This window comes from Ensifer sp. SL37, assembly GCF_026672675.1.
Taxonomy (GTDB): domain Bacteria; phylum Pseudomonadota; class Alphaproteobacteria; order Rhizobiales; family Rhizobiaceae; genus Ensifer; species Ensifer adhaerens.
The window spans coordinates 568,128-594,191 of the sequence record NZ_JAPPRN010000006.1 but is presented as its reverse complement, the minus strand read 5'-3'; the positions used below and the strand labels follow the sequence as shown (position 1 = coordinate 594,191).

The window sequence follows — 26,064 nt, the reverse complement described above, 5'->3', positions numbered from 1 at the left end:
TTGCCCTTGGAAAACCAAATTCATCGCGGCGCTTGGTGACAATCTTGCCAGAGATTGCTAAGTCCGCCGCAACCGTCAGGAACAGAAAAAGTCACTCCCATGCCCGATCTTCTTATCGAACTCCGCTCCGAGGAAATTCCTGCCCGCCTGCAGCGCAAGGCGGCCGGTGACCTCAAGAAGCTGCTGACCGATGCCCTGGTCGAAGCGGGCCTGACCTATGAGGGCGCGCGCGAGTACTGGACACCGCGCCGGCTGACGCTTGACATCCGCGGCCTCAACGCCCGCTCCGCCGATGTTCGCGAAGAGCGCAAGGGTCCGCGCACCGACGCCAACGAGAAGGCGATCGAAGGCTTCCTGCGCGGCGCCGGCCTTTCCTCGATCAGCGAGGCGCACGTCCATAGCGACCCGAAGAAGGGCGACTTCTACGTCGCCCATATCGTCAAGCCGGGCCGTCCCGCCGAAGAGATCATCGCCGAGGCGATGCCGGATATCATCCGCAATTTCCCCTGGCCGAAGCCGATGCGTTCCGGCGTGGCATCGGCCAGGCCCGGCGCGCTGCGCTGGGTCCGCCCGCTGCAGTCGATCGTCTGCACCTTCGGTTCGGAAACCGAGGAAACCCACGTGATCCCGTTTGAAGTCGACGGCATAGTCGCCTCGAACGTCACCTATGGTCACCGCTTCCATGCACCGGAAGCGATCACGGTTCGTCGCTTTGCCGACTATGCCGAGAAGCTGGAAAAGGCGAAGGTCGTTCTCGATGGCGAGCGCCGCAAGGAAATGATCCTGGCCGACGCCCGCAATGTCGCCTTCGCCAACGGCCTCGAGCTCGTCGAAGACGAAGGCCTGCTCGAAGAAGTCTCCGGCCTCGTCGAGTGGCCGCAGGTGCTGATGGGCAGCTTCGAGGAAGCCTATCTCGAGATCCCCTCGGAAATCATCCGGCTGACGATCAAGACCAACCAGAAGTGCTTCGTCACCCGCGCGCCGGGCGCCGACACGCTCTCCAACAAGTTCATCCTGGTCTCGAACATCGAGGCGAAGGACGGCGGCAAGGAGATCGTGCATGGCAACGGCAAGGTCGTGCGCGCCCGTCTTTCGGACGCAGCGCATTTCTGGCACCGCGACCAGGGCAACTTGCCGGATCTCGAAACGCTGGAAGCATCCGCCAAGAAGTTCAATCTGGACCTCGGCAAGCCGCTCGATCAGCGCATGGCCAAGCTCGATGCGCTGAACGTTACCTTCCATGCCAAGCTCGGCACCCAGGGCGAACGCGTCGCCCGTATCCGCGCGCTTGCTGGTGAACTTGCCAAGGTCACCGGCGCCGACGCCAAGCTCGTCGACCGCGCCGTCGTGCTGGCCAAAGCCGATCTGCGCACTGAAGCCGTCGGCGAATTCCCTGAGCTTCAGGGCATCATGGGGCACAAGTACGCCCTGCTTCAGGGCGAGAACGGATCTGTCGCCACGGCGATCGAGGACCACTGGAAGCCGAATGGTCCCTCTGACCGTGCGCCGACCGATCCGGTGGCAGTGACCGTTGCGCTTGCCGACAAGCTCGACACGCTCGTCGGCTTCTGGGCGATCGACGAAAAGCCGACCGGCTCGAAGGATCCCTTTGCGCTGCGCCGCGCCGCACTCGGCGTTATCCGTCTGATCCTGGAAGGCAAGGCGCGCCTGGCGCTGTTGCCTGCATTCGAAACGGCACTCGTCGCCCTGCGCGCGCAGAAGCCGGCGCTTGCGGACGACATTTCGGCCGATCTGCTCTCCTTCTTCCATGATCGCCTCAAGGTCTATCTGCGCGACCTCGGCGCCCGTCACGACCTGATCGACGCCGTGCTGACGCCGGAAGCCGACGACCTGCTGATGATCGCCCGCCGCGTGGAAGCGCTGACCGCCTTCATCACCGACGAGGAGGGCCGCAACCTCTTGGCCGGCACCAAGCGCGCCACCCAGATCCTCGCAGCCGAAGAGAAGAAGGGCACCGCCGTCGCCGACGCCGTCGATGCCGGCCTCTTCCGTCTCGACGCCGAGAAGGCGCTGCACCAGGCTGTCGAAATTGCTTCGGCTGAAGCACGCGATGCGATCGCCAAGGAAGACTTCCGTTCGGCCATGGAAGCGCTGGCCAAGCTGCGCGAACCGGTCGACCAGTTCTTCAACGACGTACTCGTCAATGACGATGATGCGGCAATCCGTGCGAACCGTCTGGCGCTGCTCGGCCTGATCCGCTCGGCCACCGGCACGGTCGCGGACTTCTCGAAGATCGTCGGCTAAGGCCGGGTCGCCGCCGGGAGACCGGCGGCCTCACACCCGCGCACAAACGTTCAAGCGGCTCGCTGCCCGGCGACCTATATGCTGTCTCCATCACGCAAGAGGGAGACAGCCGATGACTATCGCGACAAAGGCCTACAAGCCGATCAATTTTGCCGAAAAACTCTCGCTCTTCAGCGATCAGTGGCAACCGCGCGTTCTTGCCGAACTCAACGACTACCAATTCAAGATCGTGCGCATCGAAGGTGATTTCATCTGGCACGATCATGAAGATACCGACGAGGCCTTCATCGTGCTCGAAGGAACATTGCGCATCGATTTCCGCGATGGGGCTGTGACGCTCGGTCCCGGCGAAATGTACGTCGTGCCGAAGGGCGTCGAACACAAGCCCTATGCGGAGCGCGAGGTGAAGATGCTCTTGATCGAGCCGCGCGGCACGCTCAACACCGGCCACGAGGGTGGCGAACGCACCGCGGAAAACGAACGCTGGATCTGATCCCTTGTCCGGGTCACTACGATCTCGCTTGCTGACCGACATGGCGCCGGAGTAGAGAAAGGCATGCCCGCAAAAATTCTCGTCAGCGCCTGCCTCATGGGCCATGCCGTCCGCTATGACGGCCAGTCGAAGCCGCTCCTGCACCCGGCGATCGACCGCTGGCGCGCGGAAGGCCGTCTCGTGACCATCTGTCCGGAAATGTCGGCCGGCATGCCGGTGCCGCGTCCGCCGGCCGAGATCGCCGCCGGCGCTGTCGGCAAGGACGTGCTCGCCGGCAAGGCGAGGGTGGTGGAGATAGACGGCGGCGACGTCACCGAGGGGTTCATACAGGCTGCCGAAAACGCTCTTTCGCTTGCCAGGCAAGCCGACTGTCGCTTCGCGCTCCTGATCGATGGCAGCCCGTCCTGCGGGTCGGGTTTCGTCTATGACGGGAGCTTTTCCGGCGCGCGCCATCCGGGTGAAGGCGTAACGGCCGCCTTGCTCCTCGCCAACGGCGTCGAAGTCTATTCTGACAGACAGATAGAGGCGCTGGTCGCGCGGATCGATGAATTGGAAGGCTCGCAATAAAAAGATTGCGCCCCCGCTTCTCTCAGGGGCGCAATCTCTCGCTCTTACAGCGATACGCCCGTCAGCCTTTAAATGCAGGGGACGGCTGAGCGGGGCAGGGAACTTTCCCGATAGGCGATCAGTCTAGCCGAAGTTCGAGGGTGGACGGATCAAAATCCTGTGAGCTCTCGTCGGCCACGGGCGCAGCCACCATGGACGCGCCGATCGGGGTCACCGCGGCGGTCTTTGCGGTCTGATCGATGGAAAGAAACTCCGGCCTGGACGCCTGCGGGTTCTGGTCGTTTGCGATGTTCGAGACGGTCACCGTTGCAGCATCGTCGGTTTCGGCCGCGGCCGTCCTGATCATCTCGTGGGACGGCTTGCTGACGAACACCACCGGCGACCCGCCGAGCCAGGCCTCCGTGCGCACCATCTTCATCTCGCCGTTGATTTTCTTGAGCTCGATCGTCTCGTCGCCCGCCGCGATCGTCGGGACGACGTAGGTGACCTTCTTCCGCGACTGCAACGGCGGGCAATCGGCGCAGGAAACCGTGGAGACGCTGGCATTGTCGGTCGTGCCGGAGGCGATCGCTTCGATCGACGACGCCGCGGCGTTGCCAGCAGCAAGCCCAAGGACGGTGGTGATCAGCAACAGGCGCATCGTTTTTCTCCCGGATCGTTACCGGCGAGAATATGCGCGCTCCCTTACTTTCCCGTCAGGAGAATTGGTAAAAATAGAATGATCCGCGAATTGACCGGTTTCCGGTCAGGCCTTCTCGCGTGCGACCGCGCGCCAGCCGATATCGTGCCGGTAGAAGCCGTTGTCCCAGGAAACGGCCGACAGCGCCGCATAGGCCCTGTCCTTGGCCTCGCCGGCACTTGCCCCTGTCGCCGTGATGTTGAGCACACGGCCACCGGTTGCGACCAGGCCTCCGTCCTTCATCGCTGTGCCGGCGTGGAACACCTTGGTGGTGTCGGATGCTGCGGGGAGGGCGTCAATCGGGGTGTTCTTCGCGTAGCTGCCCGGATAGCCCTTGGAGGCCATCACGACGGTCAGCGCCGTCTCGTCGCGCCATTCCACAGTCATGCCGGCGAGCGTGCCGGTCGCCGCGGCATAGAGAAGCGGCAGAAGATCGCTCTTCATGCGCATCATCAGCACCTGGCATTCCGGGTCGCCGAAGCGGACGTTGTATTCGATGAGTTCCGGTCCTTTGGCGGTGATCATCAGCCCGGCAAAGAACACGCCGGAGAAGGGATGGCCGCTTTCCGCCATGCCGCGCATCGTCGGCTCGATGATTTCCTTCATCGTGCGCTCGATCATCTCTGACGTCATGACCGGGGCCGGCGAGTAGGCGCCCATGCCGCCGGTGTTCGGTCCGGTATCGCCGTCGCCGACGCGCTTGTGGTCCTGGGCCGACGCGAGCGCCAGCGCCGTCTTGCCGTCTGAGAGGCAGAAGAAGCTTGCCTCTTCGCCGTCGAGGTAGGCTTCTACGACCACTTCGGCGCCGGCGGCGCCAAAGGCGCCGGCGAAACAGTCGTCGACGGCGGCGAGCGCCTCGTCGAGCGTCATGGCGACGGTGACACCCTTGCCGGCGGCGAGACCATCGGCCTTGATGACGATCGGTGCGCCCTGTTCACGCACATAGATCTTGGCGCTCTCCGCATCGGTGAAGCGGCCATAGGCGCCGGTCGGAATATCGTAGCGGGCGCAGAGATCCTTGGTGAAGCCCTTGGAGCCTTCAAGCTGGGCGGCCGCGGCAGAGGGGCCAAAGACGGCGATGCCGGCTGCGCGCAGCACGTCGGCGATGCCGGCGACCAGTGGACCCTCAGGTCCGACCACGACGAAATCGATCGCTTCCTTGCGGCAGAAGTCGGCGACCGCTGCATGGTCGTCCGTGTCGAGGGCGATGATTTCCGCTTCTTCGGCGATGCCGGGATTGCCCGGTGCGGCATAAAGCTTCGTCAGTTTCGGCGACTGCGCGATCTTCCATGCAAGGGCGTGTTCGCGCCCACCCGATCCGATCAGAAGAACCTTCATTGCAGCCCCCGATATCCCGAAAAATGTTGCGCTGCGGTTAGGACGGCAGGGCGGCAAGGTCAAGGGAAAACGGGAGTTCGGGTGGCGATTCTCGCAATCGCCACATCTCAGGCGATGGCCTGGCGGCTCTGTTGCTCGTCCAGCGCTTCGTCGTGCGCATAACGCGCGGTGCGTGTCAGCGCCCAGATCGCCAGATCCTCGATCGGCAGCGGCTTGCTGATGAGGTAGCCCTGGAACAGGTCGCAGCCGGCAGCCGTCAGCATGGAGAGTTTCTCCGGCGTGTCGATGCCTTCGCCGACGACCGCGACGTCCTTGGCGTGGCAGAGCGCGATCAACGCCTTCAATACCGGCAGGGAATGCGACGCGGTGAGGTTCGACACCAGCGCCCGGTCGAGCTTGATGGTATCGGCCGTGTATTCGATGATCTGCTGCACGGACGTGTAGCCGGCGCCGAAATCGTCGATCGAAAGCCGGAAGCCGTTCTGGCGGAGCGCATCGATGTTGCGGCGAAGCTGGTCGCTGAACTTGACGGCGAAGGTTTCGGTAAGCTCGATCTCGATCGAGCGTGCCTCCAGCCCATGCCGTTCCAGGCAGTCGGCGAAGTGGTCGGCGATCGCCTTGGAATGTAGTTCGGCCGAGGAAATGTTGATGGCGAGCACTGTTTCGGGGCCGAACAGGGCCTTCAACTGGCCGCAGTCGGACATCGCCTTGTTGATCACCCACCAGTCGATCTTGGTGAAGAGCCCCGAGCTTTCGGCGATCGGCACGAATTCATCCGGCGTGACGTTGCCGAGCACCGGCGAGTACCAGCGCAGCAGCGCCTCGCAGCCGGTGACCCGGCCCTCGGTATCGACCATTGGCATGTAGACGAGGTGGAACTGTTCGTCCGGATCGAGCGAGCGCAGCTCGTCCTGGATCTGGCGTAGCCGCGTGCGCTTGTCGTGAAGCGCGCGCGAGTAGCGGGCGGAGCGGTTCTTGCCGCTGGTCTTGGCCTGATACATTGCCGCATCGGCATTCGCGATCAGTTCGGTGAGGTTGGTGGCGTCATCCGGGCAGATCGCAGCGCCGATGCTTGCGGTCACCGGATAACGCTTGTCGGAGACTTCGAAGCCGTCCTCGAACAGCGAGAGGATGGCGCCCGAGATTTCCCGGACCGTTCCGTCGCCCGGGCGCGAGCGCACCAGCACGGCGAATTCGTCGCCCGAAAGGCGGGCGAGGATCGCCGGCTTCTGGCCGCGGCGCTCGGTGATCACGTCGACCCGCTCGGCGATGCGGGCCGCCAAGGTTTTCAGGAGTTCGTCGCCGATCTCGTGACCATGCTTGTCGTTGACGAACTTGAAGTTGTCGATGTCGATGAACAGCAGGCTGCACTTCTCGCCGGCCGCGATCGCCTCGCGAACGACGCCGGCAGCGAGTGCGTTGAAGTGGCCGCGGTTGCTGATCCCGGTCAGCGTATCGGTCCAGGAACTGCGCTGCACGAGCTTCAGCGATTGCACCGACTGGCGGTGCAGTTCGCGGATGTTTTCCGTGAGGCGGCCGATCTCGCCCTTTTCTTCCATATCGCGGATTTCGTCGCGCGCACCCACCATCACGGCCATCACATTGGCGTCGAGAGTGGCGATCGGATCGGTGATGAAGCGGCGGATCAACATGATGATCAACCAGATCGAGAACAGGCTCATGGCGACGGCGCCGAGCGCCAGCAGGATTTTCTGCCGCGCCATCAGCGCGTCGAAATGCTCGCTCGAAACGGTGAGCGTCGCATAGAGCGAAGGTCCGAGATGCACGCTTGCCGAAAGGTCGTCGGTGATGGCCTGCGGCCAGGGCTGCAGAACGATGTCGGATCCGTATTCCTTCTTCAGCGCCTGCTGCATGTCGAGGAAGCGGTCGGGCTGGATCGCGACCTGGACGAGCAGGGCGTTCGATTTCTTGCTCGGCAACGGCCGGGTAAAGGCAATGGGGTCGAGGAAGAAGGAATAGACGATGCGCGGTCTCTGGCCCGCTTCGTAGAGATAGGTCCAGTCAGCGAGCTTGTCTTCGCGGATCAGCCGGCGGGCAAGGTTGAGCTGCGCCTCGTCGATTTCGGCGAACGGATCCCAGCTGTTTTCAAAATAGTATTCGGACTTGAGTTCCGAGCTCAGAAGCGCGAGCGAAACATAGCCCGTCGGATCGTCGAGCAGCGATTTGACGCTCTCCTGCAGCCGGACGCCGAGCGCATTGGCCCTGTAGCTCGCATCGGTTTCGGAAACGTACTGGCGCAGCGAATTGCCGTTCAGCAGCGCATTGAGAAAGCCCTTGCTGCGGCCGATCTCGTTCTGGAAGACGGCGGCCGCATGTTCAAGGCGCTGCGACAGCTTGGCATGCTCGAGCGCGCGGATGGAGCGGCTCTGCGTGACGTGGACCGAGACCGCCGCCAGCAGATAGCCGGCAAGCACCACGGGAAAGATCAGGATGAGCGCGCGTTTGCCGAGGTTCACTGGAAATTCGCCAATGTGCTGATGATACGCCGGCGCAGTTGCACCGACTCTGTGGACAGTTCCTGTTGATACTGGCTCTTGGCCAGAATGTCGGGCGAGGGGTAGATCGCCGGGTCGGAGCGAACCTCTTCCGGCAGGAGTGCGTGGGCCGCCCGGCTTGCCGTCGGCATGTTGAGCGCCAGCGCGTTGGCGGCGGCACTTCCCGGCGAACCGAGATAGTCGAGCAGCGCCAGCGCCCGATCCTTGTTTTGCGAATTGGCAACGACGGACATGCAGTCGAGCCAGGAGAGTGTGCCTTCCTTCGGAACCGCATAACGCCACACGCCAGGGGTGCCGGCCTTGGCGTTCAGCACGTGCTGGTCGCCGCTGTAGCCGAGCGCCATGTAGATGTCCTTGCTGACTGCAGGGTTCTGGATCGCGCTGATGATGTATTCGTAGGTGAGCACCGAAGGGGCCTGTTCCTTCATCAGCGTAAAGGCGGCCTTCAGCGTGCTGCTGTCGTTGGTATTGATCGATTGGCCGAGCAGTATCAACGGGGCGACGAAGGCCTCGTTGTGGTCGTCGTACATGGCCACATGCTTGGCAAGCGCAGCGGCAGGGCGCATCAGATCCTGCCAGGAGGTCGGCGCTTCGGCTAAGACGTCGGAACGGTAGAGAATGCCCATCGTGCCCCAGAGATAGGGCAGGCCCCGGCCGGAGCAGCGCTTGCGCCAGCTCTCGTCATAGTCTCTGAGCGAGGCGACGTTGGTCTCGTCGATTTTTTCGAGAACGCCCTTGCGACCGAAGAGGGCGGCGCTGTTTTCGCCGGTCACCACCAGGTCGACGCGGCTGTTCGGATCGGCCAGCACCTCGTCGCGGGTATCGCCGCTGTCGTAATAGACCTGGTGCACTGACACGCCTGTAATCGACGACCAGCGGTCGAGGATCTTCTGGTCGATATAGGATTCCCAGATGAGCAGGTTCAGGGTCTCGGCCGGTGCCGCCGTTGCAAAGAGCAACGTCGCCAGTAAGGCCGGAATCGCCGTTCGCCCCTGCATTGTGTACCCCTGCCCAAGCCCGTCAGACGACCGTAGCGCGCAAAAATTGATGAATGATTACGTAGGGCTGCGACGAGTGGCCGGGGTGCCGCGTGCCGTTGGCCGCGCAGACGAAAACCGGGCGCCGCATGGCGGCGCCCGGTCCGATTTTCTGTTTTTTCTGCCGGGGCGGCTATCGCGTCGGGATCTTCGGCAGGAGGATCGTCAGGATGCCGAGCAGCGGCAGATAGGAGCAGATCGTGTAGACGAACTCGATGCCCTGCCGGTCGGCGAAGATGCCGAGTACGGCAGCGCCCATACCGCCGAAACCGAAGGCGAACCCGAAGAAGACGCCGGCAATCAGTCCGACGCGACCGGGAACCAGCTCCTGGGCGAAGACGACGATCGCCGAGAAGGCCGAGGAGAAGATCAGGCCGATGATGACGGAGAGCACGCCGGTCCAGAAGAGGTTCGCATAGGGCAGCATCAGCGCGAAGGGGATGACGCCGAGGATCGAGAACCAGATGACGAAGCGGGCGCCGTAGCGGTCGCCGATCGGGCCGCCGAGGAAGGTCCCGGCTGCGGCAGCGCCCAGGAACAGGAACAGCATCAACTGCGCCTGCTGTACGTCGATACCGAATTTCTCGATGACGAAGAAGGTGAAGTAGCTGGAGATGCTCGCCATGTAGACGTTCTTGGTGGCCGTCAAAAGCACGAGCACGGCAACAGCCCACATCACCCGGCCCTTCGGCAGAGGCAGTGCCCGGCTCGGCGCAGCGCGGCTCATGGTCGTGCGGCGATGGCGGACATACCAGGTGCTGACCCAGGAGAGCACGAAGAAGCCGATGATCGCGACGATCGAGAACCAGCTGAGGCTGCCCTGGCCGAAGGGGATGACGATGAAGGCGGCGAGCAGCGGACCCATGGCGCTGCCGGCATTGCCGCCCACCTGGAACAGCGACTGCGCCAGGCCATGGCGGCCGCCGGAGGCGAGGCGCGCGATGCGGGAGGACTCCGGATGGAAGATCGCCGAGCCGACGCCGATCAGGCTGGCAGCAACCAGAAGGACCCAGAAATCATGCGCATTTGCGAGCAGGATCAGGCCGCTGCAGGTCGACAGCATGGCAAGCGGCAGGGAATAGGGCAGGGCCCAGCGGTCGGTGATGATGCCGACGGCCGGCTGCAGCATCGATGCCGTCAGCTGGAAGGTAAAGGTCAGGAGGCCGATCTGCACGAAGTCGAGCGAGTAGTTCGCCTTCAGCAGCGGATAGAGTGCCGTCAGCAGCGACTGCATGATGTCGTTCAGCATATGGCAGAAGCTGACTGCCAGGATGACGGAGAAAGCCGTCTTCTCCGGGGAGATCCCGGAAGTTGAAGTCACGGTAGACATGGGTGATTCCTTGCCGTCTCGAAGGTTGTGTGCGGCGTGGCCTATCTCTACTGAGGTTGCGGTTGGCCTGCTTTTGTGATCTGGTCGATTTCTTTCGTGAGTGGGCCAAATGCCGATCCGCCGATATCCGCTGCCGCAGCTTCCCGATGACGATCACTTCCGGAACCTCGACTGGGTCGAGACGGGAAACGCCCCGGTGCTCGCGCTCGGACGGGATTACAATGCCGGCCTCCTCGTGCCTTTTCACAAACACACCCGGACCCAGCTGTGGTGGGCGCGCGGCGGCGTCGTGCTGATGCGCACCGAGCGCGGGCGGTGGATGGTGCCGCCCGGCCACGCTTTGTTGATCCCGGCGGGCGTGGAGCATTCGGCCGAGATGATCAGCGACGTGCGCATGCACTCGATCTATTTCGCGCCGGACCTTTTGCGCGCCGAGCGGCCGATGGTCATGGAAATCAACCCGCTGGCCGGGCGGCACCATCCACCGCCCGCCACGCTTTGTTGATCCCGGCGGGCGTGGAGCATTCGGCCGAGATGATCAGCGACGTGCGCATGCACTCGATCTATTTCGCGCCGGACCTTTTGCGCGCCGAGCGGCCGATGGTCATGGAAATCAACCCGCTGGCCGGCAGCCTCGTCGATGCGCTCGTCAGCGTAGAGAACGAGGCGATGTCGGAGCGGCGCGAACAACTGGTGACTGATCTGCTTTTGGAGGAAATCGGCCGGCTGCAGGAGCGCCCACTCGGCCTGCCGTTCCCGCGCGACGAAAAGCTTGCGGCGCTCTGCCGGCAATTCCTGCAGGCGCCGTCGGCGGCCGCAAGCATCGACCAGTGGGCCGACAGGCTGGGTCTCAGCCGCCGCTCGTTCACGCGGCTGTTTCGCAACGAGACGGGCGTCAGCTTCGTCACCTGGCGCCAGCAGGCCTGCATCTTCGCCTCGCTGCCGCTTCTGGCCGACGGCGAGCCGATCATCAATGTGGCGCTCGATGCCGGTTATGAGAACGTCGCGGCCTTTACGACGATGTTCCGCCGCATGCTCGGCAGCCCGCCGAGCGTCTATCTGAAGACCTATCTCGGCCAGTGACCGCGGGCAGCTACGGCGCTCATGGGAAACGAAAGCTGAATTGACCTGGTTAACGGAATCGTAGGAACAAGGGCCAATAACTCGCCCTGTGCCGTTCCTGCCCACTCCCTCCTTCGGCCCGACGGCACGGCCAATTTCGCCCCGGCGAATGAATCTTCCGGAGTTGTTTCTTGCGTATCCGTTCTCTTGTTTTCCTTTCTGGAACCCTTTTGCTGTCGGCAAATGCCGCCTCCGCCGGTGACGGCCAACATTTCTGGTCCGGTGACTGGTACCTGAAGGTCGGCGCCACCGGCTTTTACGGCCCGAAATACGAAGGCGCTTCCAAGCGCATGTTCCAGGCGGCCCCGCTGATCTCGCTCGGCAAGGCCGGCAGCACGGTCCGCTTCTCCTCGCGCAACGACAACATGTCCTATGCGCTGGTCGACCAGGGCAGCTTCCGCGCCGGTCTCGTCGGAAAGCTGATTTTCGAACGCGATGCCGGCACGTCCAGCGACCTCAAGGGACTTGATCCGGTCAAGTTCGGCGGTGAAGCCGGCGGCTTTGCCGAGGTCTACCCGACCGACTGGCTGCGTGTGCGCGCCGAAGTCCGCCAGGGTATCCGCAGTCACCACGGCGTCGTTGCCGATGTCGCGGCGGACGCCTTTGCCGATGTTAGCAGCAATGTCCGCATTTCCGGCGGCCCGCGCCTGTCGGCAGCCAGCAGCGGCTACTACACGGCCTATTACGGCGTGAATGATCGCGAGGCGACGGCCTCCGGTCTCAGCAACTATACCCCGCATGGCGGCGTCGGCTCGGCCGGTATCGGTGCTGCGATCACTTGGCAGGCAACCGAAAAGCTCGAGACGAGCGCCTATGCCGAATACAAGCGCCTGCTTGGCCCGGCGGCCGATTCCAGCCTCGTTCGCGAACGCGGCAGCCGCAACCAGGTTCTCGTCGGTCTGTCGGCCACCTACCGCTTCGACTTCACGCTTCCCTGATCAGGCGTTTCCTCCCGTGGTCGGCGGCGATCTCGCCGCTTGACCGGCCGGGCCCGCGGCGTCAAACAGGGATATGAACACAATCTCTGCCGATTCCGGCCGCGTTCAGGACGCGCCGTCCAACAACTGGGTCTATCGCGTGCTGCCGCGTGCGCTCTGGCCCTATGCGCAGCTTGCCCGCTGGGACCGTCCGATCGGCTGGCAATTGCTGCTGCTGCCTTGCCTCTGGTCCGTGGCCCTGGCGTCGGGTGTGTCGGCGAGTGCCGGTCAATTCTCCTTCGGCCGCTTCCTGTTCCATTGCTTCCTGTTCACTGTCGGCGCCATCGCCATGCGTGGTGCTGGCTGCACCTACAACGATATCGTCGATCACGACATCGACATGGAGGTTGCCCGTACCCGCTCGCGGCCGCTGCCGTCGGGGCGCGTCTCGCGCCTTCAGGCCAAGGTGTTCACGGTGCTGCAGGCACTTGTCGGCCTTGTCGTGCTGCTGCAGTTCAACACCTTCTCGATCGTGCTCGGCATTCTGTCCCTGGCGATCGTCGCGATCTATCCCTTCGCCAAGCGGTTTACCGACTGGCCGCAGTTCTTTCTGGGATTGGCGTTTTCCTGGGGCGCGCTGATGGGCTGGGCGACCGAATTCGGCACTTTGTCGGTTGCCGCCGTTCTGCTTTACGGCGCGGCCATCGCCTGGACGATCGGTTACGACACGATCTACGCTTACCAGGACAAGGAGGACGATGAACTGATCGGCGTGCGCTCGACGGCGCGGCGTTTCGGTGAAAACCCGCGCCCCTGGCTGATCGGCCTTTATGGCATCGCGACGCTGCTCGTCCTTCTGTCGTTCGTTGCAGCCGGCGCCGGTGCCGTCGCCTATGTCGGCCTCCTGATCGCAGCAGCGATGCTGACCTATCAGATCCTCGTCCTGAACATCCATGATCCTGCACAGTGCCTGGCGCTGTTCAAGTTCAACAGCATCGTCGGTCTGATCATCTTCGCCGGGCTGGTGCTGGCGCTTCTCCTGCGCCTGATATGAAAAATCCTCCGTTGCGGCGGAGGATCGTCTTCATTGCCCCATGGTCGGCCTGCCTGTTGCGGGCCGCAAAAATCTCAGGCCCAGCTGATGTCGCGGGCGGCCTTGCGCTTCCTCGCCTCGTGACGCGCACGGAAGCTGGACAGGACGGCGGCAACGACTGAGGCGATGTGCTTGCGCATCGGGTTTCTCCTTCTTTCGTGGTCTTGGCTATGCAGCCCATATGGCACGAAGAAGGCGACGCAACTGTTTCCGGGGGAACATTCGGTAAATCGTCGGGGGAGGCGGCGACGACCCCAGTGCATGCGTGCACGAAGAAAATGTCCCGACAGATCTGACCTCGCCAAACGCGACAGCCGGCCGCAGGGAACGGCCGGCTGTCGCGCTGGAGGTAGGCTCTTCAATCAGCTGCGGGCGATGATCTCGCGCCCGTCGATCTTCATGTGTACGCCAAGCGTGCCGGTGGAGCGGCGCACGAGGAAGCGCGGGCGGCGCTCTGCGAAGAAGGAGTGGCGGCGGCGCGGCTTGACGGGCGCGGTGCGCACGTCGCCAAGGTGCTCTTCGAGCGGCCTTGCCACGCCATCCGCTTCGACCATGAGCATCGGAATGCGATAAGCTTCTGCCCAGGCGCGCCAGTCGGCTGCGATGTCGGACAGGTCGTGTGCGACGAGCAGCGGGACACAGAGGTCCGGGTCGTCGTGATGAAGTTCCAGCGTCACTGTAACGTCTCCGTCGCCGTGATCGATCGCGCGAGCCGCGACCCCCTTGAATGCGCGCGCCGGCAGTGCGATCGAAAGCGGCAGGCCGCTCGATGGTAGCACCTTGCGCAGAACTGCGCCACGCTCGTCCAGGCTGATCGTGACATTACCGGTGTGACCGCGCAAGGCGTAGCTCGCCTGCTGTGGAAAGCGCTGCGGATCAAGACGGAGCGTGTTTTCGACCCATGCGGGTTGAGAGAGTGTGTTGCGCATTTCAATCGCCCTTGTTTTTCCTTGAGAGCCGGTTTCCGGTCTTCTCGTCGGGACTTTTCGTCCTCTATGAGCGGGAGAATAGGCGGCGCCCTTTCCGAACGACTTAAAATTCGCGGTTAAGAAAACTTTGCGTTTCTCGATGGTTAGCAAAAGCCGACCGGTCAGGGTTTCCGTTTCGTCAACAGCGCGGCCGCATTCGTTCCGATCAGGCGCACCTTTGCCGTCGTTCGAACTGCCGGGAAAAGCCACACGCAAGCCAGTCCTGCAATCATGACGCGTCAGAATTCTGTTTCGGGGCTCGGGTCCAGCCTGTCCCCATGGGTAACCGACAAGGCGCCAGGGCATGGTATCGACCTATCTCGACTACAGTCGCATCACGCGGGACATGAGGAGCAGCCTCAACCGCATTGCCCAGCAGCCGCAGATCGCGCGCGAAGCGGAGTATTATAAAGAGAACATCGGCAGCGTGAAAACTGTCGAGGAGTTTCTGAACGACTATCGACTCTACTCATACGCGATGAAAGCGCATGGCCTGGAGGACATGACCTATGCCAAGGCCTTCATGCGCAAGGTGCTGGAAAGCGATCTTTCGGACGAAAGCAGCTTTGCCAACCGTCTCACCGATGAACGCTACCGCAACTTCGCGCAGGCCTTCAGCTTCAGCTCGTCGAAGCCGGTGGCTCAAACCAACGCACAGCAGGATGCGCTGATCGGTCTCTACAACGAGCGGATCGCCAGCCTCGACACGGCCATGCGCGGCGAGATGGCCTATTTTGGCGCGGCCATGGATCTCGTCACCGATGTCGACAAGTTCCTCGGCAACGAACGACTGCGTTCGTTTGCCTTCACCGTCTTCGATATTGACCCGAAGACGTTCAACTACACCGAGGTCCGCGACGCGCTGACCAGCGACCCTGCCGCTCTGACCGCAAGCCGCACGGCCGCTGTGACGAGGCGGGAAGAAGCGCTCAAGCTGCAGACTGACCTTCAGACGCGGCTCAAGTCCCTCGGGGAGATTAACAGGCTGACGTCCGAACTTGCGGAGGCGCCCGCTGCCGACAAGCCGGCGATTCAGGCCAAGATCGACGAGCACAACGCGATCGTCGCCGATCTCGATGCCAAGCTTCCGCCACGCGATCAGGCGCCCGCGCTGCTCGCATCGCTCGGCGAGGAATTGAACACGCTGAACGGGCGCATCCGCAATCTCGAAACCTACATCAAGTTGGCGGAAACCTTTAACTTCAACGCTGATGGCAGCGTTCCGGCCGGCGAAAAGGCGATAAGCGACGCAAAGAAGACGGAACTCAACAACATCTACGTCTTCAAGAAACCGGGCGAAACGCCGCTCGGCGGCGCGCGCCTGACCGGCGCCGGGGCACTGCTGAACAAGGAATATTACGAAGGCAAGATCGCCGGCGTCACCAGCATCTCCGAGCTGACCAGCGACAGCCGGCTGTTCAACTACCTCGTCACGGCCTTCGGCCTCAAAGCGTCGACGACAGTGCCGTCGACGATCGAAAACATCCTCACCAGCGACATCAACGACCCGAACAGCTACGTCAACACGCAGGGCGGCGAGTACAATGCCGCCTTTAAGGAAATGCACAAAGCCTTCAACTTCCGGCCCGACGGCACGCTGCAGCCCGGCAAGACGGCGCAGGACGCCGATCAGTTGAAGAAGACGTCCGACGGCTACATGGTCCGCTACAATGACAAGGGCGATGCCGAAGACGAAGCCTTGGTCAAGCGCTTCAAGCTGCTGGTCAATTCGATGGAGTCGGTCGACAAGCTGCTGGCCGACAATGGCGTACTGAAGTTCACGCTCAGCGCCTTCGGCCTCGAAGACGAGGGCCTGAGCAAGCGTGATCTGAAGCGCATTCTGACGAGCGATCTCAACGATCCCAGAAGCTACGTCAACACGCTGCGCGACGAACGCTACGTCAAGCTCGTGAAAGCGTTCAACTTCAATCCGGACGGGACTCTCGGCGCACCAAAACTCGCCCAGAGCGACGGCGACATCATGAATACGGCGCGGGCCTATATCGTCGCCAAGTCCCGCTTCGGTACGGACGACGAGAAGAAGATCGCGAAGGAAAAGGCCCAGGAAGAAGCCAAATATTACACCTCCGAGATCGCGAAGATCGAAACGCTGGATGCCTTCCTCAAGAACCGCCGGCTGGTCGACATGGTTCTCGTCGGCGCAGGTATCGATCCGGAGACGGTCAAGTCCGACTATCTCAGGAGTATGTTTACGTCGGATCTCGAAGATCCGAAGAGCTTCATCAACACCGACCCGAATGGGCTGAAGTATCGCGAGATCGTCTCGTCCTTCAACTTCGACAAGGACGGCAAGATCGTCAGGGGCGAGGCAGGGCAGATCCAGACCCGCCGCGGTCTCGTCACCACCGTTGATCTCTTCCTCAATCAGTCGCTCGAAGAGAAGGAGGGCGCCGATAACGGCGGCATTCGCCTGGCGCTCTATTTCAAGCGCAAGGCCTCGGACATCAACACGGCCTACGACATCCTGGCCGATCGCGCCCTGTTCGAGGTCATCAAGACCGCCTACAGCATGCCGGAGGGCTTGCAGAACGCCAAGATCGAGGCCCAGGCGGCCTTTATCGAGCGCACCGTCAACATCAAGGAACTGCAGCAGCCGGGTCAGCTTGAGAAGCTTCTGCAACGCTTCACGGCGCTCTACGACGTCGAGAACAACCAGGATGTATCGCCCGGTCTCGCGATTCTGACTGGCGGCGGCAGCGCTGGCGTCAGTGCCGAGACCTTGCTGTCGCTCTCGCAATTGCGCGCAGGCGGCCGCTGACGCACGCCGTCTGACGGTCAGCCCAAGCCTGTTGCTGCATCGCCGCGCGCCGCGCGAAACGGCGCGTCGTCAACCGTCGGCGCGCAGCACTTTATCGGGGTTCATGATGCCTGCGGGATCGAACGCGTGCTTGATGCGTTGCATCAGCTCGATTTCGATCGGCGCCCGGACCTCGGCGAGCTCGTCGCGCTTCAACTGGCCGATGCCGTGCTCGGCGGAGATCGAGCCGTTATACCCAAGCACGATGCCGTGGACGATGGCGTTGATTTCGCGCCAGCGGTCGAGGAAGGCCTGCTTGTCAGCGCCGACTGGCTGCGAAATGTTGTAGTGGATGTTGCCGTCGCCCATGTGGCCGAAGGAGCAGATGCGGGCGCCGGGGATCGCTTTCACGACGGCGGCATCCGCCTCCTTCATGAAGGCCGGGATGCTGGAGACGGGCACGGAAACATCGTGCTTGATCGAGCCGCCCTCGGGCTTTTGTGCCGGCGACATGCTCTCGCGCATGTGCCACAGCGCCTTCGCCTGTGTCTCGTTGGCGGCAATCACTGCATTCTCGACGAGGCCGGCCGCATATCCCTGCTCCAGCAGGTCCTGCACCATCCGTTCCGCGCTTTCGGCGCTATCGGACGTCGAGATATCGATCAGCGCGTACCAGGGATGGACCGTTTCCATCGGATCACGAACGCCGGGGATGTGCTTGGTGGTGAATTCGACGCCGAGCCGCGGCATCAGCTCGAAGCCGGTCAACGCCGGCCCGCAAAGGCTGGACGCCTTTTCGAACAGAGCGAGCGCATGCTCGACGCTGCCGACTCCGGCAAAGGCGACCTGATGCCCGAGCGGCTTCGGGAAAAGCTTGAGCACGGCGCCGGTGATCACGCCGAGCGTGCCCTCGGCACCGATGAAGAGATCGCGCAGGTCGTAACCGGTATTGTCCTTCTTCAACCGGCGCAGCCCGTCCCAGATTTCGCCGGTCGGCAGCACCACTTCGAGGCCGAGGCAGAGCTGGCGCATATTGCCATAGGCAAGCACGGCGGTGCCGCCTGCATTGGTGGAGAGATTGCCGCCGATGCGGGCTGAACCTTCCGAGCCGAGCGACAGTGGGAACAGGCGATTGTGCTCGTCCGCCGCCTTCTGGATATCGGCGAGGATACAGCCGGCATCGGCGACGATGACATTGCCGACCGGATCGATGTCGCGAATGCGGTTCAGCCGTTCCAGCGAAAGAACGATGTCTGCCTTGCCCTCCCGCGGGATCTGCCCGGCGACATGGCCGGTGTTGCCGCCCTGCGGCACGATCGCCGTGCGGGTGGCGCTCGCGAGCTTCATGATGCGCGAGACCTCGTCGACGTTGGCCGGACGCAGGACCATCGGCGTCGTGCCGCGGTAAAGTCCGCGCGATTCGACGAGATAGCGCGCCTTGTCGGCTTCGTCCGTCAGCACGTTGGTGTTGCCGACGATCTCGGCGAAGGAAGCGATGAGTTCGGGAGAGGGAAGGGTGGTCATGGGCCTCACTTCGCATTGCGCCTGCGCGCGCTATCGGATCGGTCGATCTGAGGATCTGGTCCTCGGTTCCTGGTCGGCGGCGATCATAACCGCAATTGGTGCCGTTCGATGAGGGTGGGTGCGGAGAAGATGCCGCACACTATCTTACCCTCGTGGTGCCGCCGCCCGTTGTAACCGGTCGATGATGGCTTCCCCCAACCCGTCCGAAGGGATCGGCCCGAAGGCGATGGTCTCTGCGCCGCTGGCATCCGCCCGCTTCATGTAGTCGAAGAGATTGGCGGCGGCTTCGCGCAGATTGCCAGTCGGGCTGAGATCGAGAACGACGGCCGCCTGCTCTTCGCCGGCGATCCGATTGCCGCCGAAACGGATCAAGGCTTCGCCGGCATGCACCTCGGCGGCATCGAGCCGGACGGCAGCGCCGGGCGCGTAGTGCGAGGCGAGCATGCCCGGCGCCTCGATCGTCGCTCCCGCCGTCTCCGGCCGGGTCACCGGACGGCCAAGCAGGCGTTCGATCTCGGCGGCATCGAGGCCACCCGGCCGAAGCAACCGGATCTCGTCGCCGTCGACCTTGATGATCGTCGACTCAAGGCCGATTTGGGCCTGGCCGGCGTCGAGGATCAGCTTCAGTTTGTCGCCGAGATCGGCTTCCACATGGACCGCACTGGTCGGGCTGATTTTGCCCGACGTATTGGCACTGGGCGCGGCCAGTGGTCGCCCGAAGTGAGCGATTACCCGGCGCGAGAAACCGTCGGGCATGCGGATGCCGAGCGTGTCGAGGCCGGCGGACGCCAGCGCATGAACCGTGCTGTCGGCGCGCTGCCGAAGGATCAGCGTCAGCGGGCCGGGCCAGAAGGCTTCGGCCAGCTGCCTCGAAATCGGATCGAAATGCACATGGGCTTCGGCCATCGCCATGTCGGAAACATGCGCGATCAGCGGATTGAAGCGCGGGCGCCCCTTCATCTCGTAGATGCGACTGATCGCATCGGGATTGGTAGCATCGGCGGCAAGGCCGTAGACGGTCTCGGTCGGAATCGCGACCGGCTCGCCTTCGGCAAGAACGGCGCAGGCGCGCGCGATCGCGCGGTCCGGTTCTCTATCCGTGTCGATGATCTCAGCCATGCCGTTTCCTTTCCGACGCTTCCTTAACGGACGCACCGGAAAAACAGAACGATTTTCTTTGAAGGAACCGGTTCGGCTCAGAGGCTGCGAATGATGCGACGCAACGCGTCATCCTTGGCGCCAAGCATCAGTACGTTTTTCAGCGCGACCTTGGGATCATCCGTGCGAAACAGCAGCCCGTTGTCACGAAAGTTGCGGTTGATGACCATTTGCCCGGCTTCGGCGCCCGGTTCGATGGCGACGGCGAAGTACATGCGTGAATAGCCGGGCTGGATACTCTCGAAAAAATGCGTCTCGTCGCCCAGGTTGCAGAAGAAGTTGGCGAAGTAGAAGGACCAGGTGATGTCCTTGGAGGGAGTAACCGGCGTACGCGCCGCCGTCACGTGACAGTAGCCGAGATGCGGCCGGCCGACGAGAGTGCGGTGGAAGATCATCTTCGGGAACTGGATCGAGGTGTGGAACCCGTTGATCCGCTTATGGGTCGTGTCGCCGGCGGTGCTGAGCTTCTTGCCCGTCCTGTCTGCGACTTCCTCATAGCTCAAATACCTGCGTTCGCTCGGCAACCATTGCCTGCGGTTGATCCGGCCCGTGCGCAGGAATTCGGTATGAACCGCCACCTTCGGCGGGATTGTCGGCAGCTTTTCGGCTGCCGCGTCGTAGTATCTCAACTTTGCCATGATCGTCAGCGCGCCATCTGCCTGCCTGCAGGACCTCTCTCGTCCGCCGGCTAGGCTAGCGGCTCATGGTTAATGAATGATTTCCCCCTGGCTGCATCATTAGCGTTCTCTATCTGACGCGATGTCGCAAACGGGCGAAACCCTCCCGCATCTGCGCCGACCGCGCCGCAAAAGTCGGCAAATGCCCAAGATGTGATCTATCTATATGTTTGCAATGTAAAAATTCTAAGACGGTGGCCTTTTGTGGCGGTTTTTTCCGTGTCGTCATTCTGGAATTGGATGTCGCTATCGGGCAGCTGCCAAGGCGACTTCCGCGATTACATATCCTTACTCAAGGTGCCGTCTTCGAAGGGAAGATGGAGAATTGGGAAGCCGGTCAAATCCCGGCGCTGCCCCCGCAACGGTGGTGGAGCGAAAGCCTCGGCAAAGGCCACTGGACGGTTCGTCCGGGAAGGCGCCGGGCAGGTCCGAAAGGACGGCTCCTGAGCCCGGAAACCAGCCTTGACGGACATAACCGTAACGGGTTGCGGCGGGCAGCCGGATCGGAGCCTCAAACGCATGGGTGTGCGCCCGTGCGGGTTCCTGTCCTGCCTCTCCGAAACATGGCGCATGAGGACAGGACATGGACACCAGAAACGATATGCTTCGAAAGCTGAAGGGCAGGCGGGACGGCTACAGCCTCGACCGGGCCTTTTACATCGATCCCGACTACTACAGGCAGGATCTGGAAAACATCTGGTACAAGGATTGGCTGTTCATCGGCCATGACTGCGAGATCCCGCGGGCCGGCAATTACTTCACCGTCCAGGTCGGCGACTACCCCGTTGTCATCACCCGCGACCGCCAGGGCGCCATCCGGGCGCTGCACAATTCCTGCCGCCACCGCGGCTCGCGCGTCTGCACGCAGGCGAAAGGCTCGTCGGCAAAGCTTGTCTGTCCCTATCACCAGTGGACCTACGAACTCGATGGCTCGCTGCTCTTCGCCCGGCAGATGGGAGAGGATTTCGACAAGGCCGCCCACAGTCTGAAGCCGATCCATTGCGAAACGGTCGGCGGCTACATCTTCATCAACCTGTCGGAAAAGCCGATGGATTTCACGGCGTTCCGCGACATGGCCTTGCCCTATCTCGCGCCGCATCGGCTCGGCGAAACCAAGGTCGCGTTCGAAAGCACCATCATCGAGAAGGGCAACTGGAAGCTCGTCTGGGAAAACAACCGCGAATGCTACCATTGCGCCGCCAATCATCCGGAACTCTGCCGCACCTATCCTGAGGCGCCGACGGCGACCGGGGTGCAGGGCGCCAAGGATGATCCTGTGATCGCCGAACATTGGGCGAAGTGCGAGGCCGAGGGCCTGCCGAGCGAATTTAAGATGTCGCCGACCGGTCAGTTCCGCGCCGCCCGCATGCCGCTTGTCGACAATGCCGAAAGCTACACCATGTCGGGCGCCCGCGCCGTCAGGCGGGCCCTGTCCGCCGACGTCTCCCAGAGCCAGATCGGCACGCTCTTGATGTTCCACTATCCCACCACCTGGAACCATGTGCTCGCCGACCACGCCATCACCTTCCGGGTGCTGCCGCTCGGGCCCGAACTGACGCAGGTGACGACGAAGTGGCTCGTCAACAAGGATGCGGTCGAAGGCGTCGACTACAATCTAGAAGAACTGACGCATGTCTGGACCGAGACCAACGACCAGGACCGTCAGATCGTCGAGGAAAATGCCTTCGGCATCCGCTCACCGGCCTATGAGCCCGGTCCCTATTCGCCCGAGCACGAGGGTGGCGTGATGCAGTTCGTCGAGTGGTACTGCAAGTTCATGGAGCAGCGCCTTGCCGGCGACGCGGCTCCGCTTTCAAGGGTCGCCTGACATGCAGATGGCCTCTTCGTTTCACCATTTCGACGCGCTGCATGTCTGGATCGACCGGCAGCAGATGCTCGAATGCACATCCGCGGTCGTCGAGACCGCCGATGTCATGACCTTCACCTTCCGGGCCGAAAAGCCCGCCTGGTTTCGCTATCTGCCCGGGCAATTCGTGACCCTCGAACTGCCCGTCGCCGACGAGCCAGTGATGCGCACCTACACCCTGTCGTCGACGCCCTCGCGGCCGCTGTCGATCGCCGTGACCGTCAAGGCGCAGTCAGACAGCATCGGCACCCGCTGGATGTTCGAGCACCTGAAGCCCGGAATGAAACTCCGCGCCTTTGGCCCGCTCGGCGATTTCAGTTTCGTCCGCCATCCCGGCGACAAGTACCTGTTCATCTCGGCCGGCTCCGGCATCACGCCGATGATGTCGATGACGCGCTGGATGGCGGACTGCGTGCCGGAAACGGATGTGACCTTCATCTCCTGCGCGCGTCGGCCGGACGATCTGCTGTTCCGCTCGGAGCTGGAGGTTCTGGCGACGCAGATGTCCGGGCTGAACCTCGGCTTCATCGTCGAGGGACATGAGGCACGCCACGGCTGGCACGGGCTTCGCGGCCGCATTGATGGCGCCAAGCTGCCGCTGCTTGCGCCCGATTTCATGGACCGCACCGTTTTCTGCTGCGGCCCCGAACCGTTCATGCGCGGCGTGCGCGAGATGCTGAAATCGGCCGGTTTCGACATGGGCCGCTACCACGAGGAGAGCTTCCAGCCGGCGGCGGCACCCGCCGCGGAAGAGATTGCCGTGCGCGCCGGCGCCGCCGACGAGGGCGAGGTCCAGGCCGCCAAGATCGCCTTCACCATGAGCGGCAAGGAGATCGAGGCCAAGCCCGGCCAGACGATCCTGCAGGCGGCGCGCGCCAACGGCGTGCGCATCGGCGCTGCCTGCGAAGGCGGCATCTGCGGCACCTGCCGGGTGATGAAGGTCTCAGGCGAGGTGGATATGAGCCACAATGGCGGCATTCTGGACGACGAGATCGATGAGGGCTACATCCTTGCCTGCTGCTCGCGACCGCTTGGCGATGTCCAGATCGAAGCCTGAAGGCGCTGACGCATATCGTGAAAAAGTGTACAGCGGTTTTGCGACAACGACATGCATAACAACAAGCGCTTAATGCCTGTCGCGTGAATGCTTTTCACGCGACAGGCTTTAGGGCGCGTTGCAGGGGATCGGATTGGCGGACATGCTTGCCGGGGCGTCGGTGCCGGCCCCCGTCTTGGAGCAGGCGCCCTGGGCGGCATCATTGCCGGCGATCGCCACCTGCAGGGCATGTTCCTGGCGGGCGAAATCGATCGAGCCGGTCACCAGCATGTCGACACCGCTGCCGGCGCCACTCGTAGCGTCAGCGCGGCTCACGAGCAGCGGCTCGGTAAACATCGCAGTCGCCCTTGCCACCGCCAGCATGCCCGTTCCTCGCTCGGCTTGGGCGACGAGCATCAGTGGCAGTGGCTTTTCCGGCAGCAAGACGCCCTGTGCCCAGATCGCTTTCAGCGCCAGCGGCGACATTGCCGCCACATTCACGTCGATGTCGTCAAGCGTTCCCGGCACGCGGTAGGGGCAGCGGCGCTTGCCGCAGTTGATGCCCGAGGAGAACTGCCACAGCGCGTAACTGTCCCAGTTGCCCATCGGGAAAACCTGGCGGATATCCGGTTTGTAACGGGCGTACCAGAGCGGCAGGCGCGACAGCAGCCGGTGTTTGGCCCGGTGCGCGGCGATGTATTTGGCGGTGATGTGGTTGGTATAGAGGATCGGGTAGCGCCCGGTCCGGGTCTTGATGTGCCCGGCGAAGATGGCGGCGTCCTCCAGCGACATGTACTTGTCCGGATCGATGCCCTCGAGATCGAGCACCATCAGCTCGTCGTCGCGCGGATCGGCGTAATCGAGGAAATGGTTCGCCTGGTCGACGGGATTGCCCGGGCGGGCAAGATGGTAGGCACCCCACAGCAGCCCGTGCGAACGGGCAATCATCCGGCGGGTCTGGTAGAGCTCGCGGCTGACGGCGTATTTGCGCCACATGGTCTTGCAGTGGTTGAAGGTGTCGCCGTTGTGGTCGCCGGTGCAGGAGAAGCTTTCGGGCAGGCCGTCGGAGGCTTTGGCGATGAAACCGGAAACGCGCTTGTCGCCAAGCATCGTTTCCCAGTCGATGCTGTTCATCTCATAGGCGTCGACGATGATGGCATTCGACTTGGTCTTCCAGGGTTCCAGTTCACCGGCGCGTGCGATCGCCGCCGCGAAAGCCAGACCGATGAAGGTCGCGAGGCGCAGAATCATCCCTGTCGTGGAGATACACCGCTTTGCCATTCTCTGAGATTGCCGACAGTATCGTTAACGCATCGTAAATCCCAGCCCCCGAGCGGACTGTGCGGGAGCGACGCGCGAATGTATACCGACCTGTGGCTGTATATAAGCAATTGCTTTCATGTTCGCGATCTGACGATCAGCCGGGAAGGCGTTGGTCGACGATGCGGCAATGCCTTGCTGCAGCAACGGGTGCTGGCCCCGCCACCTGATCCCGCAGGAGGCGGAAGATGGAACAAAACCGGTGACTTACGCGTTATCGGTCGATTTCGGATTTCCCGGCTGAGGGACATCCCCGTATCGGCCTCGGTCCGGGTGAAATCATGGAAAGGTTGAAATGCCGCGGCAACCCGAAACCGGGCCGCGCAAAATGCGTTCGGTGATGGAGGGATTTTATGAAGAACGTTCTCAATTCCGGGATGAGCCGGTGGTTTTCCGTGGCCGTTGCGGTGGCTGTGCTGGCGACGTCGGCCGCCCCGTCGCAGGCCTTCACGCCGACACCGCCGCGCCTTGAGCGGCAGAGCGATGCACAGAACGTCCAGTATCGCCGACCGGGCATGGAGCGTCGTGGCGGCTATTACTACTACAACGGCTACCGCGGTTATAACTACCGCCGCCCTGGCTATCGCTACTACAATGGCTGGTGGTATCCGATGGCAGCCTTCGGCACCGGAGTGATTATCGGTGGAGCGATCGCCCAGCCGCCGCGCTACACGCGTCCTGCCCCCGTCTATGGCAGCCGCCATGTGCAGTGGTGCTACGACCGCTACCGCTCATACCGGGCCTACGACAATACCTATCAGCCCTATGGCGGCCCGCGCCGCCAGTGCTATTCGCCCTATAGTTAAAGGGTAGGCAGGGCCGGGCGCTTCCGCTCCTGGCCCTTCTTCGCCTGGGATCACATGAGGCCGCCATAGCTGCGAGCGATGGGCCTGGCCGATGATCGCGCCGTGCCTGGCGAAAACTTGTCCTGCAGTGGCTAAAGTTCTTGGGCGAGCCCGATGAGCAGCCCCTCGGGACCGCGGATATAGCAAAGCCGATAGGCGTCCTTATACTGGACCACTTCGCCGACCAACTGCGCGCCGCGTTTGCGGAGCCGCTCAACCGTCTCGTCGACGTCGTCGACCGCGAACATGACGCGGAGGTAGCCAAGCGCATTGACCGGGGCAGTCCGGTGATCGGCGACGACCGGTGGCGCGAGGAAACGGGAAAGCTCGAGCCTGCTGTGGCCATCCGGCGTGCGCATCATGGCAATTTCGACATGCTGATCGCCGAGCCCGGTGACACGCCCGGCCCATTCCCCGTCGATCGTCGCCCGCCCTTCGAGCTCAAGGCCAAGTTCGCGGAAGAAATCGACCGTCTCTTCGAGGTCTTCGACGACGATGCCTATGTTGTCCATTCGCTTGAGCGCCATGTTTCCAATCTTCACGGTCTACGGGGA

20 protein-coding genes, 2 pseudogenes and 1 riboswitch are annotated in these 26,064 nt (G+C 62.8%); of the genes and pseudogenes, 11 read left to right on the top strand and 11 right to left on the bottom strand.

Features of this window, described 5'->3' with window-relative positions; genetic code table 11:
- Window positions 1-99: 99 nt before the first annotated feature.
- The 3 genes from glyS to OVA00_RS15065 all read left to right on the top strand — a co-directional run bounded on the left by glyS (window position 100) and on the right by OVA00_RS15065 (window position 3,325).
- The gene (glyS, locus tag OVA00_RS15075) at window positions 100-2,265 is read left to right on the top strand and encodes a glycine--tRNA ligase subunit beta (RefSeq protein ID WP_060584105.1); all 2,166 of its coding nucleotides are present in this window, start codon (window positions 100-102) and stop codon (window positions 2,263-2,265) included.
- Between the two features lie 112 nt (window positions 2,266-2,377).
- Window positions 2,378-2,758, top strand: coding sequence for a cupin domain-containing protein (locus tag OVA00_RS15070; protein WP_268089271.1), 381 nt, complete (start codon window positions 2,378-2,380; stop codon window positions 2,756-2,758).
- A 63-nt stretch (window positions 2,759-2,821) separates the two neighbouring features.
- On the top strand, window positions 2,822-3,325 hold the full coding sequence (locus OVA00_RS15065; protein WP_034801098.1) for a DUF523 domain-containing protein: 504 nt from the start codon (window positions 2,822-2,824) through the stop codon (window positions 3,323-3,325).
- Between the two features lie 118 nt (window positions 3,326-3,443).
- Here OVA00_RS15065 and OVA00_RS15060 read toward each other — a convergent pair whose 3' ends face one another.
- From OVA00_RS15060 to OVA00_RS15040, 5 genes are all read right to left on the bottom strand, one after another.
- Window positions 3,444-3,965, bottom strand: coding sequence for a plant virulence effector HPE1-like domain-containing protein (locus tag OVA00_RS15060; RefSeq protein WP_034801101.1), 522 nt, complete (start codon window positions 3,963-3,965; stop codon window positions 3,444-3,446).
- A gap of 105 nt (window positions 3,966-4,070) precedes the next feature.
- On the bottom strand, window positions 4,071-5,342 hold the full coding sequence (purD, locus tag OVA00_RS15055; RefSeq protein ID WP_034801104.1) for a phosphoribosylamine--glycine ligase: 1,272 nt from the start codon (window positions 5,340-5,342) through the stop codon (window positions 4,071-4,073).
- 107 nt (window positions 5,343-5,449) lie between these two features.
- The gene (locus tag OVA00_RS15050) at window positions 5,450-7,819 is read right to left on the bottom strand and encodes a putative bifunctional diguanylate cyclase/phosphodiesterase (protein ID WP_034801106.1); all 2,370 of its coding nucleotides are present in this window, start codon (window positions 7,817-7,819) and stop codon (window positions 5,450-5,452) included.
- Window positions 7,816-8,856, bottom strand: coding sequence for an ABC transporter substrate-binding protein (locus OVA00_RS15045; RefSeq protein ID WP_268089270.1), 1,041 nt, complete (start codon window positions 8,854-8,856; stop codon window positions 7,816-7,818). The genes OVA00_RS15050 and OVA00_RS15045 overlap by 4 nt, the downstream gene beginning before the upstream one ends.
- Window positions 8,857-9,028: 172 nt before the next feature.
- Window positions 9,029-10,225: an MFS transporter gene (locus tag OVA00_RS15040; RefSeq protein ID WP_060516356.1), complete on the bottom strand. Its 1,197-nt coding sequence runs from the start codon at window positions 10,223-10,225 to the stop codon at window positions 9,029-9,031.
- Between the two features lie 109 nt (window positions 10,226-10,334).
- Here OVA00_RS15040 and OVA00_RS15035 point away from each other — a divergent pair, with 109 nt between their 5' ends.
- The 4 genes and pseudogenes from OVA00_RS15035 (at window position 10,335) to ubiA (ending at window position 13,318) form a co-directional block, all read left to right on the top strand.
- Window positions 10,335-10,730, top strand: a complete 396-nt coding sequence (locus OVA00_RS15035; protein WP_268089269.1) for an AraC family ligand binding domain-containing protein — start codon at window positions 10,335-10,337, stop codon at window positions 10,728-10,730.
- Window positions 10,718-11,308 (top strand): annotated as a pseudogene (locus OVA00_RS15030) (helix-turn-helix domain-containing protein); the annotation flags it as partial. The gene OVA00_RS15035 and the pseudogene OVA00_RS15030, both read left to right, overlap by 13 nt.
- A gap of 170 nt (window positions 11,309-11,478) precedes the next feature.
- Complete coding sequence (locus OVA00_RS15025) at window positions 11,479-12,285, top strand: MipA/OmpV family protein (RefSeq protein WP_060516353.1); 807 nt, start codon at window positions 11,479-11,481, stop codon at window positions 12,283-12,285.
- A 73-nt stretch (window positions 12,286-12,358) separates the two neighbouring features.
- Window positions 12,359-13,318: a 4-hydroxybenzoate octaprenyltransferase gene (ubiA, locus tag OVA00_RS15020; protein WP_034801116.1), complete on the top strand. Its 960-nt coding sequence runs from the start codon at window positions 12,359-12,361 to the stop codon at window positions 13,316-13,318.
- A 401-nt stretch (window positions 13,319-13,719) separates the two neighbouring features.
- On the opposite strand, the gene OVA00_RS15015 is transcribed toward ubiA, so the two are convergent.
- Window positions 13,720-14,286, bottom strand: coding sequence for a DUF6101 family protein (locus OVA00_RS15015; RefSeq protein WP_034801118.1), 567 nt, complete (start codon window positions 14,284-14,286; stop codon window positions 13,720-13,722).
- 343 nt (window positions 14,287-14,629) lie between these two features.
- Between OVA00_RS15015 and OVA00_RS15010 the strand changes: the two genes are divergently transcribed.
- Window positions 14,630-17,104 (top strand): DUF1217 domain-containing protein, encoded by a 2,475-nt coding sequence (locus OVA00_RS15010; RefSeq protein WP_034801120.1) that lies wholly within the window; start codon window positions 14,630-14,632, stop codon window positions 17,102-17,104.
- Between the two features lie 69 nt (window positions 17,105-17,173).
- Here the strand turns inward: OVA00_RS15010 and OVA00_RS15005 are convergent, their stop codons facing one another.
- The 3 genes from OVA00_RS15005 to OVA00_RS14995 form a co-directional block, all read right to left on the bottom strand.
- The gene (locus OVA00_RS15005; RefSeq protein ID WP_268089268.1) at window positions 17,174-18,607 is read right to left on the bottom strand and encodes an FAD-binding oxidoreductase; all 1,434 of its coding nucleotides are present in this window, start codon (window positions 18,605-18,607) and stop codon (window positions 17,174-17,176) included.
- Window positions 18,608-18,751: 144 nt separating this feature from the next.
- Entirely contained in the window at window positions 18,752-19,726 is a 975-nt protein-coding gene (locus OVA00_RS15000; protein ID WP_268089267.1) for an L-threonylcarbamoyladenylate synthase, read from the bottom strand.
- Between the two features lie 77 nt (window positions 19,727-19,803).
- On the bottom strand, window positions 19,804-20,403 hold the full coding sequence (locus OVA00_RS14995) for a DUF6656 family protein (protein WP_060602176.1): 600 nt from the start codon (window positions 20,401-20,403) through the stop codon (window positions 19,804-19,806).
- Window positions 20,404-20,720: 317 nt separating this feature from the next.
- Window positions 20,721-20,921, top strand: a riboswitch (cobalamin riboswitch).
- A gap of 104 nt (window positions 20,922-21,025) precedes the next feature.
- Here OVA00_RS14995 and OVA00_RS14990 point away from each other — a divergent pair.
- Both OVA00_RS14990 and OVA00_RS14985 read left to right on the top strand, forming a co-directional pair.
- On the top strand, window positions 21,026-22,270 hold the full coding sequence (locus tag OVA00_RS14990) for an aromatic ring-hydroxylating oxygenase subunit alpha (protein WP_060516342.1): 1,245 nt from the start codon (window positions 21,026-21,028) through the stop codon (window positions 22,268-22,270).
- A 1-nt stretch (window position 22,271) separates the two neighbouring features.
- Entirely contained in the window at window positions 22,272-23,366 is a 1,095-nt protein-coding gene (locus OVA00_RS14985) for a hybrid-cluster NAD(P)-dependent oxidoreductase (protein WP_268089266.1), read from the top strand.
- A gap of 249 nt (window positions 23,367-23,615) precedes the next feature.
- On the opposite strand, the pseudogene OVA00_RS14980 reads toward OVA00_RS14985, so the two are convergent.
- Window positions 23,616-24,626, bottom strand: a pseudogene (locus OVA00_RS14980) (glycoside hydrolase family 25 protein); the annotation flags it as partial.
- Between the two features lie 416 nt (window positions 24,627-25,042).
- Here OVA00_RS14980 and OVA00_RS14975 point away from each other — a divergent pair.
- Window positions 25,043-25,471, top strand: a complete 429-nt coding sequence (locus OVA00_RS14975) for a BA14K family protein (RefSeq protein WP_060584355.1) — start codon at window positions 25,043-25,045, stop codon at window positions 25,469-25,471.
- 131 nt (window positions 25,472-25,602) lie between these two features.
- Here the strand turns inward: OVA00_RS14975 and OVA00_RS14970 are convergent, their stop codons facing one another.
- Window positions 25,603-26,037 carry a VOC family protein gene (locus OVA00_RS14970; RefSeq protein WP_090294832.1) on the bottom strand — a complete coding sequence of 145 codons (435 nt, stop codon included), beginning with the start codon at window positions 26,035-26,037 and terminating at the stop codon, window positions 25,603-25,605.
- Between the last annotated feature and the right edge of the window lie 27 nt (window positions 26,038-26,064).

Excerpts from the sequence above, each read along its gene's own strand:
- glyS (WP_060584105.1), top strand. The coding sequence starts at position 100 with ATGCCCGATCTTCTTATCGAACTCCGCTCCGAGGAAATTCCTGCCCGC.
- OVA00_RS15070 (WP_268089271.1), top strand. The coding sequence starts at position 2,378 with ATGACTATCGCGACAAAGGCCTACAAGCCGATCAATTTTGCCGAAAAA.
- OVA00_RS15065 (WP_034801098.1), top strand. The coding sequence starts at position 2,822 with ATGCCCGCAAAAATTCTCGTCAGCGCCTGCCTCATGGGCCATGCCGTC.
- OVA00_RS15060 (WP_034801101.1), bottom strand. The coding sequence starts at position 3,965 with ATGCGCCTGTTGCTGATCACCACCGTCCTTGGGCTTGCTGCTGGCAAC.
- purD (WP_034801104.1), bottom strand. The coding sequence starts at position 5,342 with ATGAAGGTTCTTCTGATCGGATCGGGTGGGCGCGAACACGCCCTTGCA.
- OVA00_RS15045 (WP_268089270.1), bottom strand. The coding sequence starts at position 8,856 with ATGCAGGGGCGAACGGCGATTCCGGCCTTACTGGCGACGTTGCTCTTT.
- OVA00_RS15040 (WP_060516356.1), bottom strand. The coding sequence starts at position 10,225 with ATGTCTACCGTGACTTCAACTTCCGGGATCTCCCCGGAGAAGACGGCT.
- OVA00_RS15035 (WP_268089269.1), top strand. The coding sequence starts at position 10,335 with ATGCCGATCCGCCGATATCCGCTGCCGCAGCTTCCCGATGACGATCAC.
- ubiA (WP_034801116.1), top strand. The coding sequence starts at position 12,359 with ATGAACACAATCTCTGCCGATTCCGGCCGCGTTCAGGACGCGCCGTCC.
- OVA00_RS15015 (WP_034801118.1), bottom strand. The coding sequence starts at position 14,286 with ATGCGCAACACACTCTCTCAACCCGCATGGGTCGAAAACACGCTCCGT.
- OVA00_RS15010 (WP_034801120.1), top strand. The coding sequence starts at position 14,630 with ATGGTATCGACCTATCTCGACTACAGTCGCATCACGCGGGACATGAGG.
- OVA00_RS15005 (WP_268089268.1), bottom strand. The coding sequence starts at position 18,607 with ATGACCACCCTTCCCTCTCCCGAACTCATCGCTTCCTTCGCCGAGATC.
- OVA00_RS15000 (WP_268089267.1), bottom strand. The coding sequence starts at position 19,726 with ATGGCTGAGATCATCGACACGGATAGAGAACCGGACCGCGCGATCGCG.
- OVA00_RS14995 (WP_060602176.1), bottom strand. The coding sequence starts at position 20,403 with ATGGCAAAGTTGAGATACTACGACGCGGCAGCCGAAAAGCTGCCGACA.
- OVA00_RS14990 (WP_060516342.1), top strand. The coding sequence starts at position 21,026 with ATGGACACCAGAAACGATATGCTTCGAAAGCTGAAGGGCAGGCGGGAC.
- OVA00_RS14985 (WP_268089266.1), top strand. The coding sequence starts at position 22,272 with ATGCAGATGGCCTCTTCGTTTCACCATTTCGACGCGCTGCATGTCTGG.
- OVA00_RS14975 (WP_060584355.1), top strand. The coding sequence starts at position 25,043 with ATGAGCCGGTGGTTTTCCGTGGCCGTTGCGGTGGCTGTGCTGGCGACG.
- OVA00_RS14970 (WP_090294832.1), bottom strand. The coding sequence starts at position 26,037 with ATGGCGCTCAAGCGAATGGACAACATAGGCATCGTCGTCGAAGACCTC.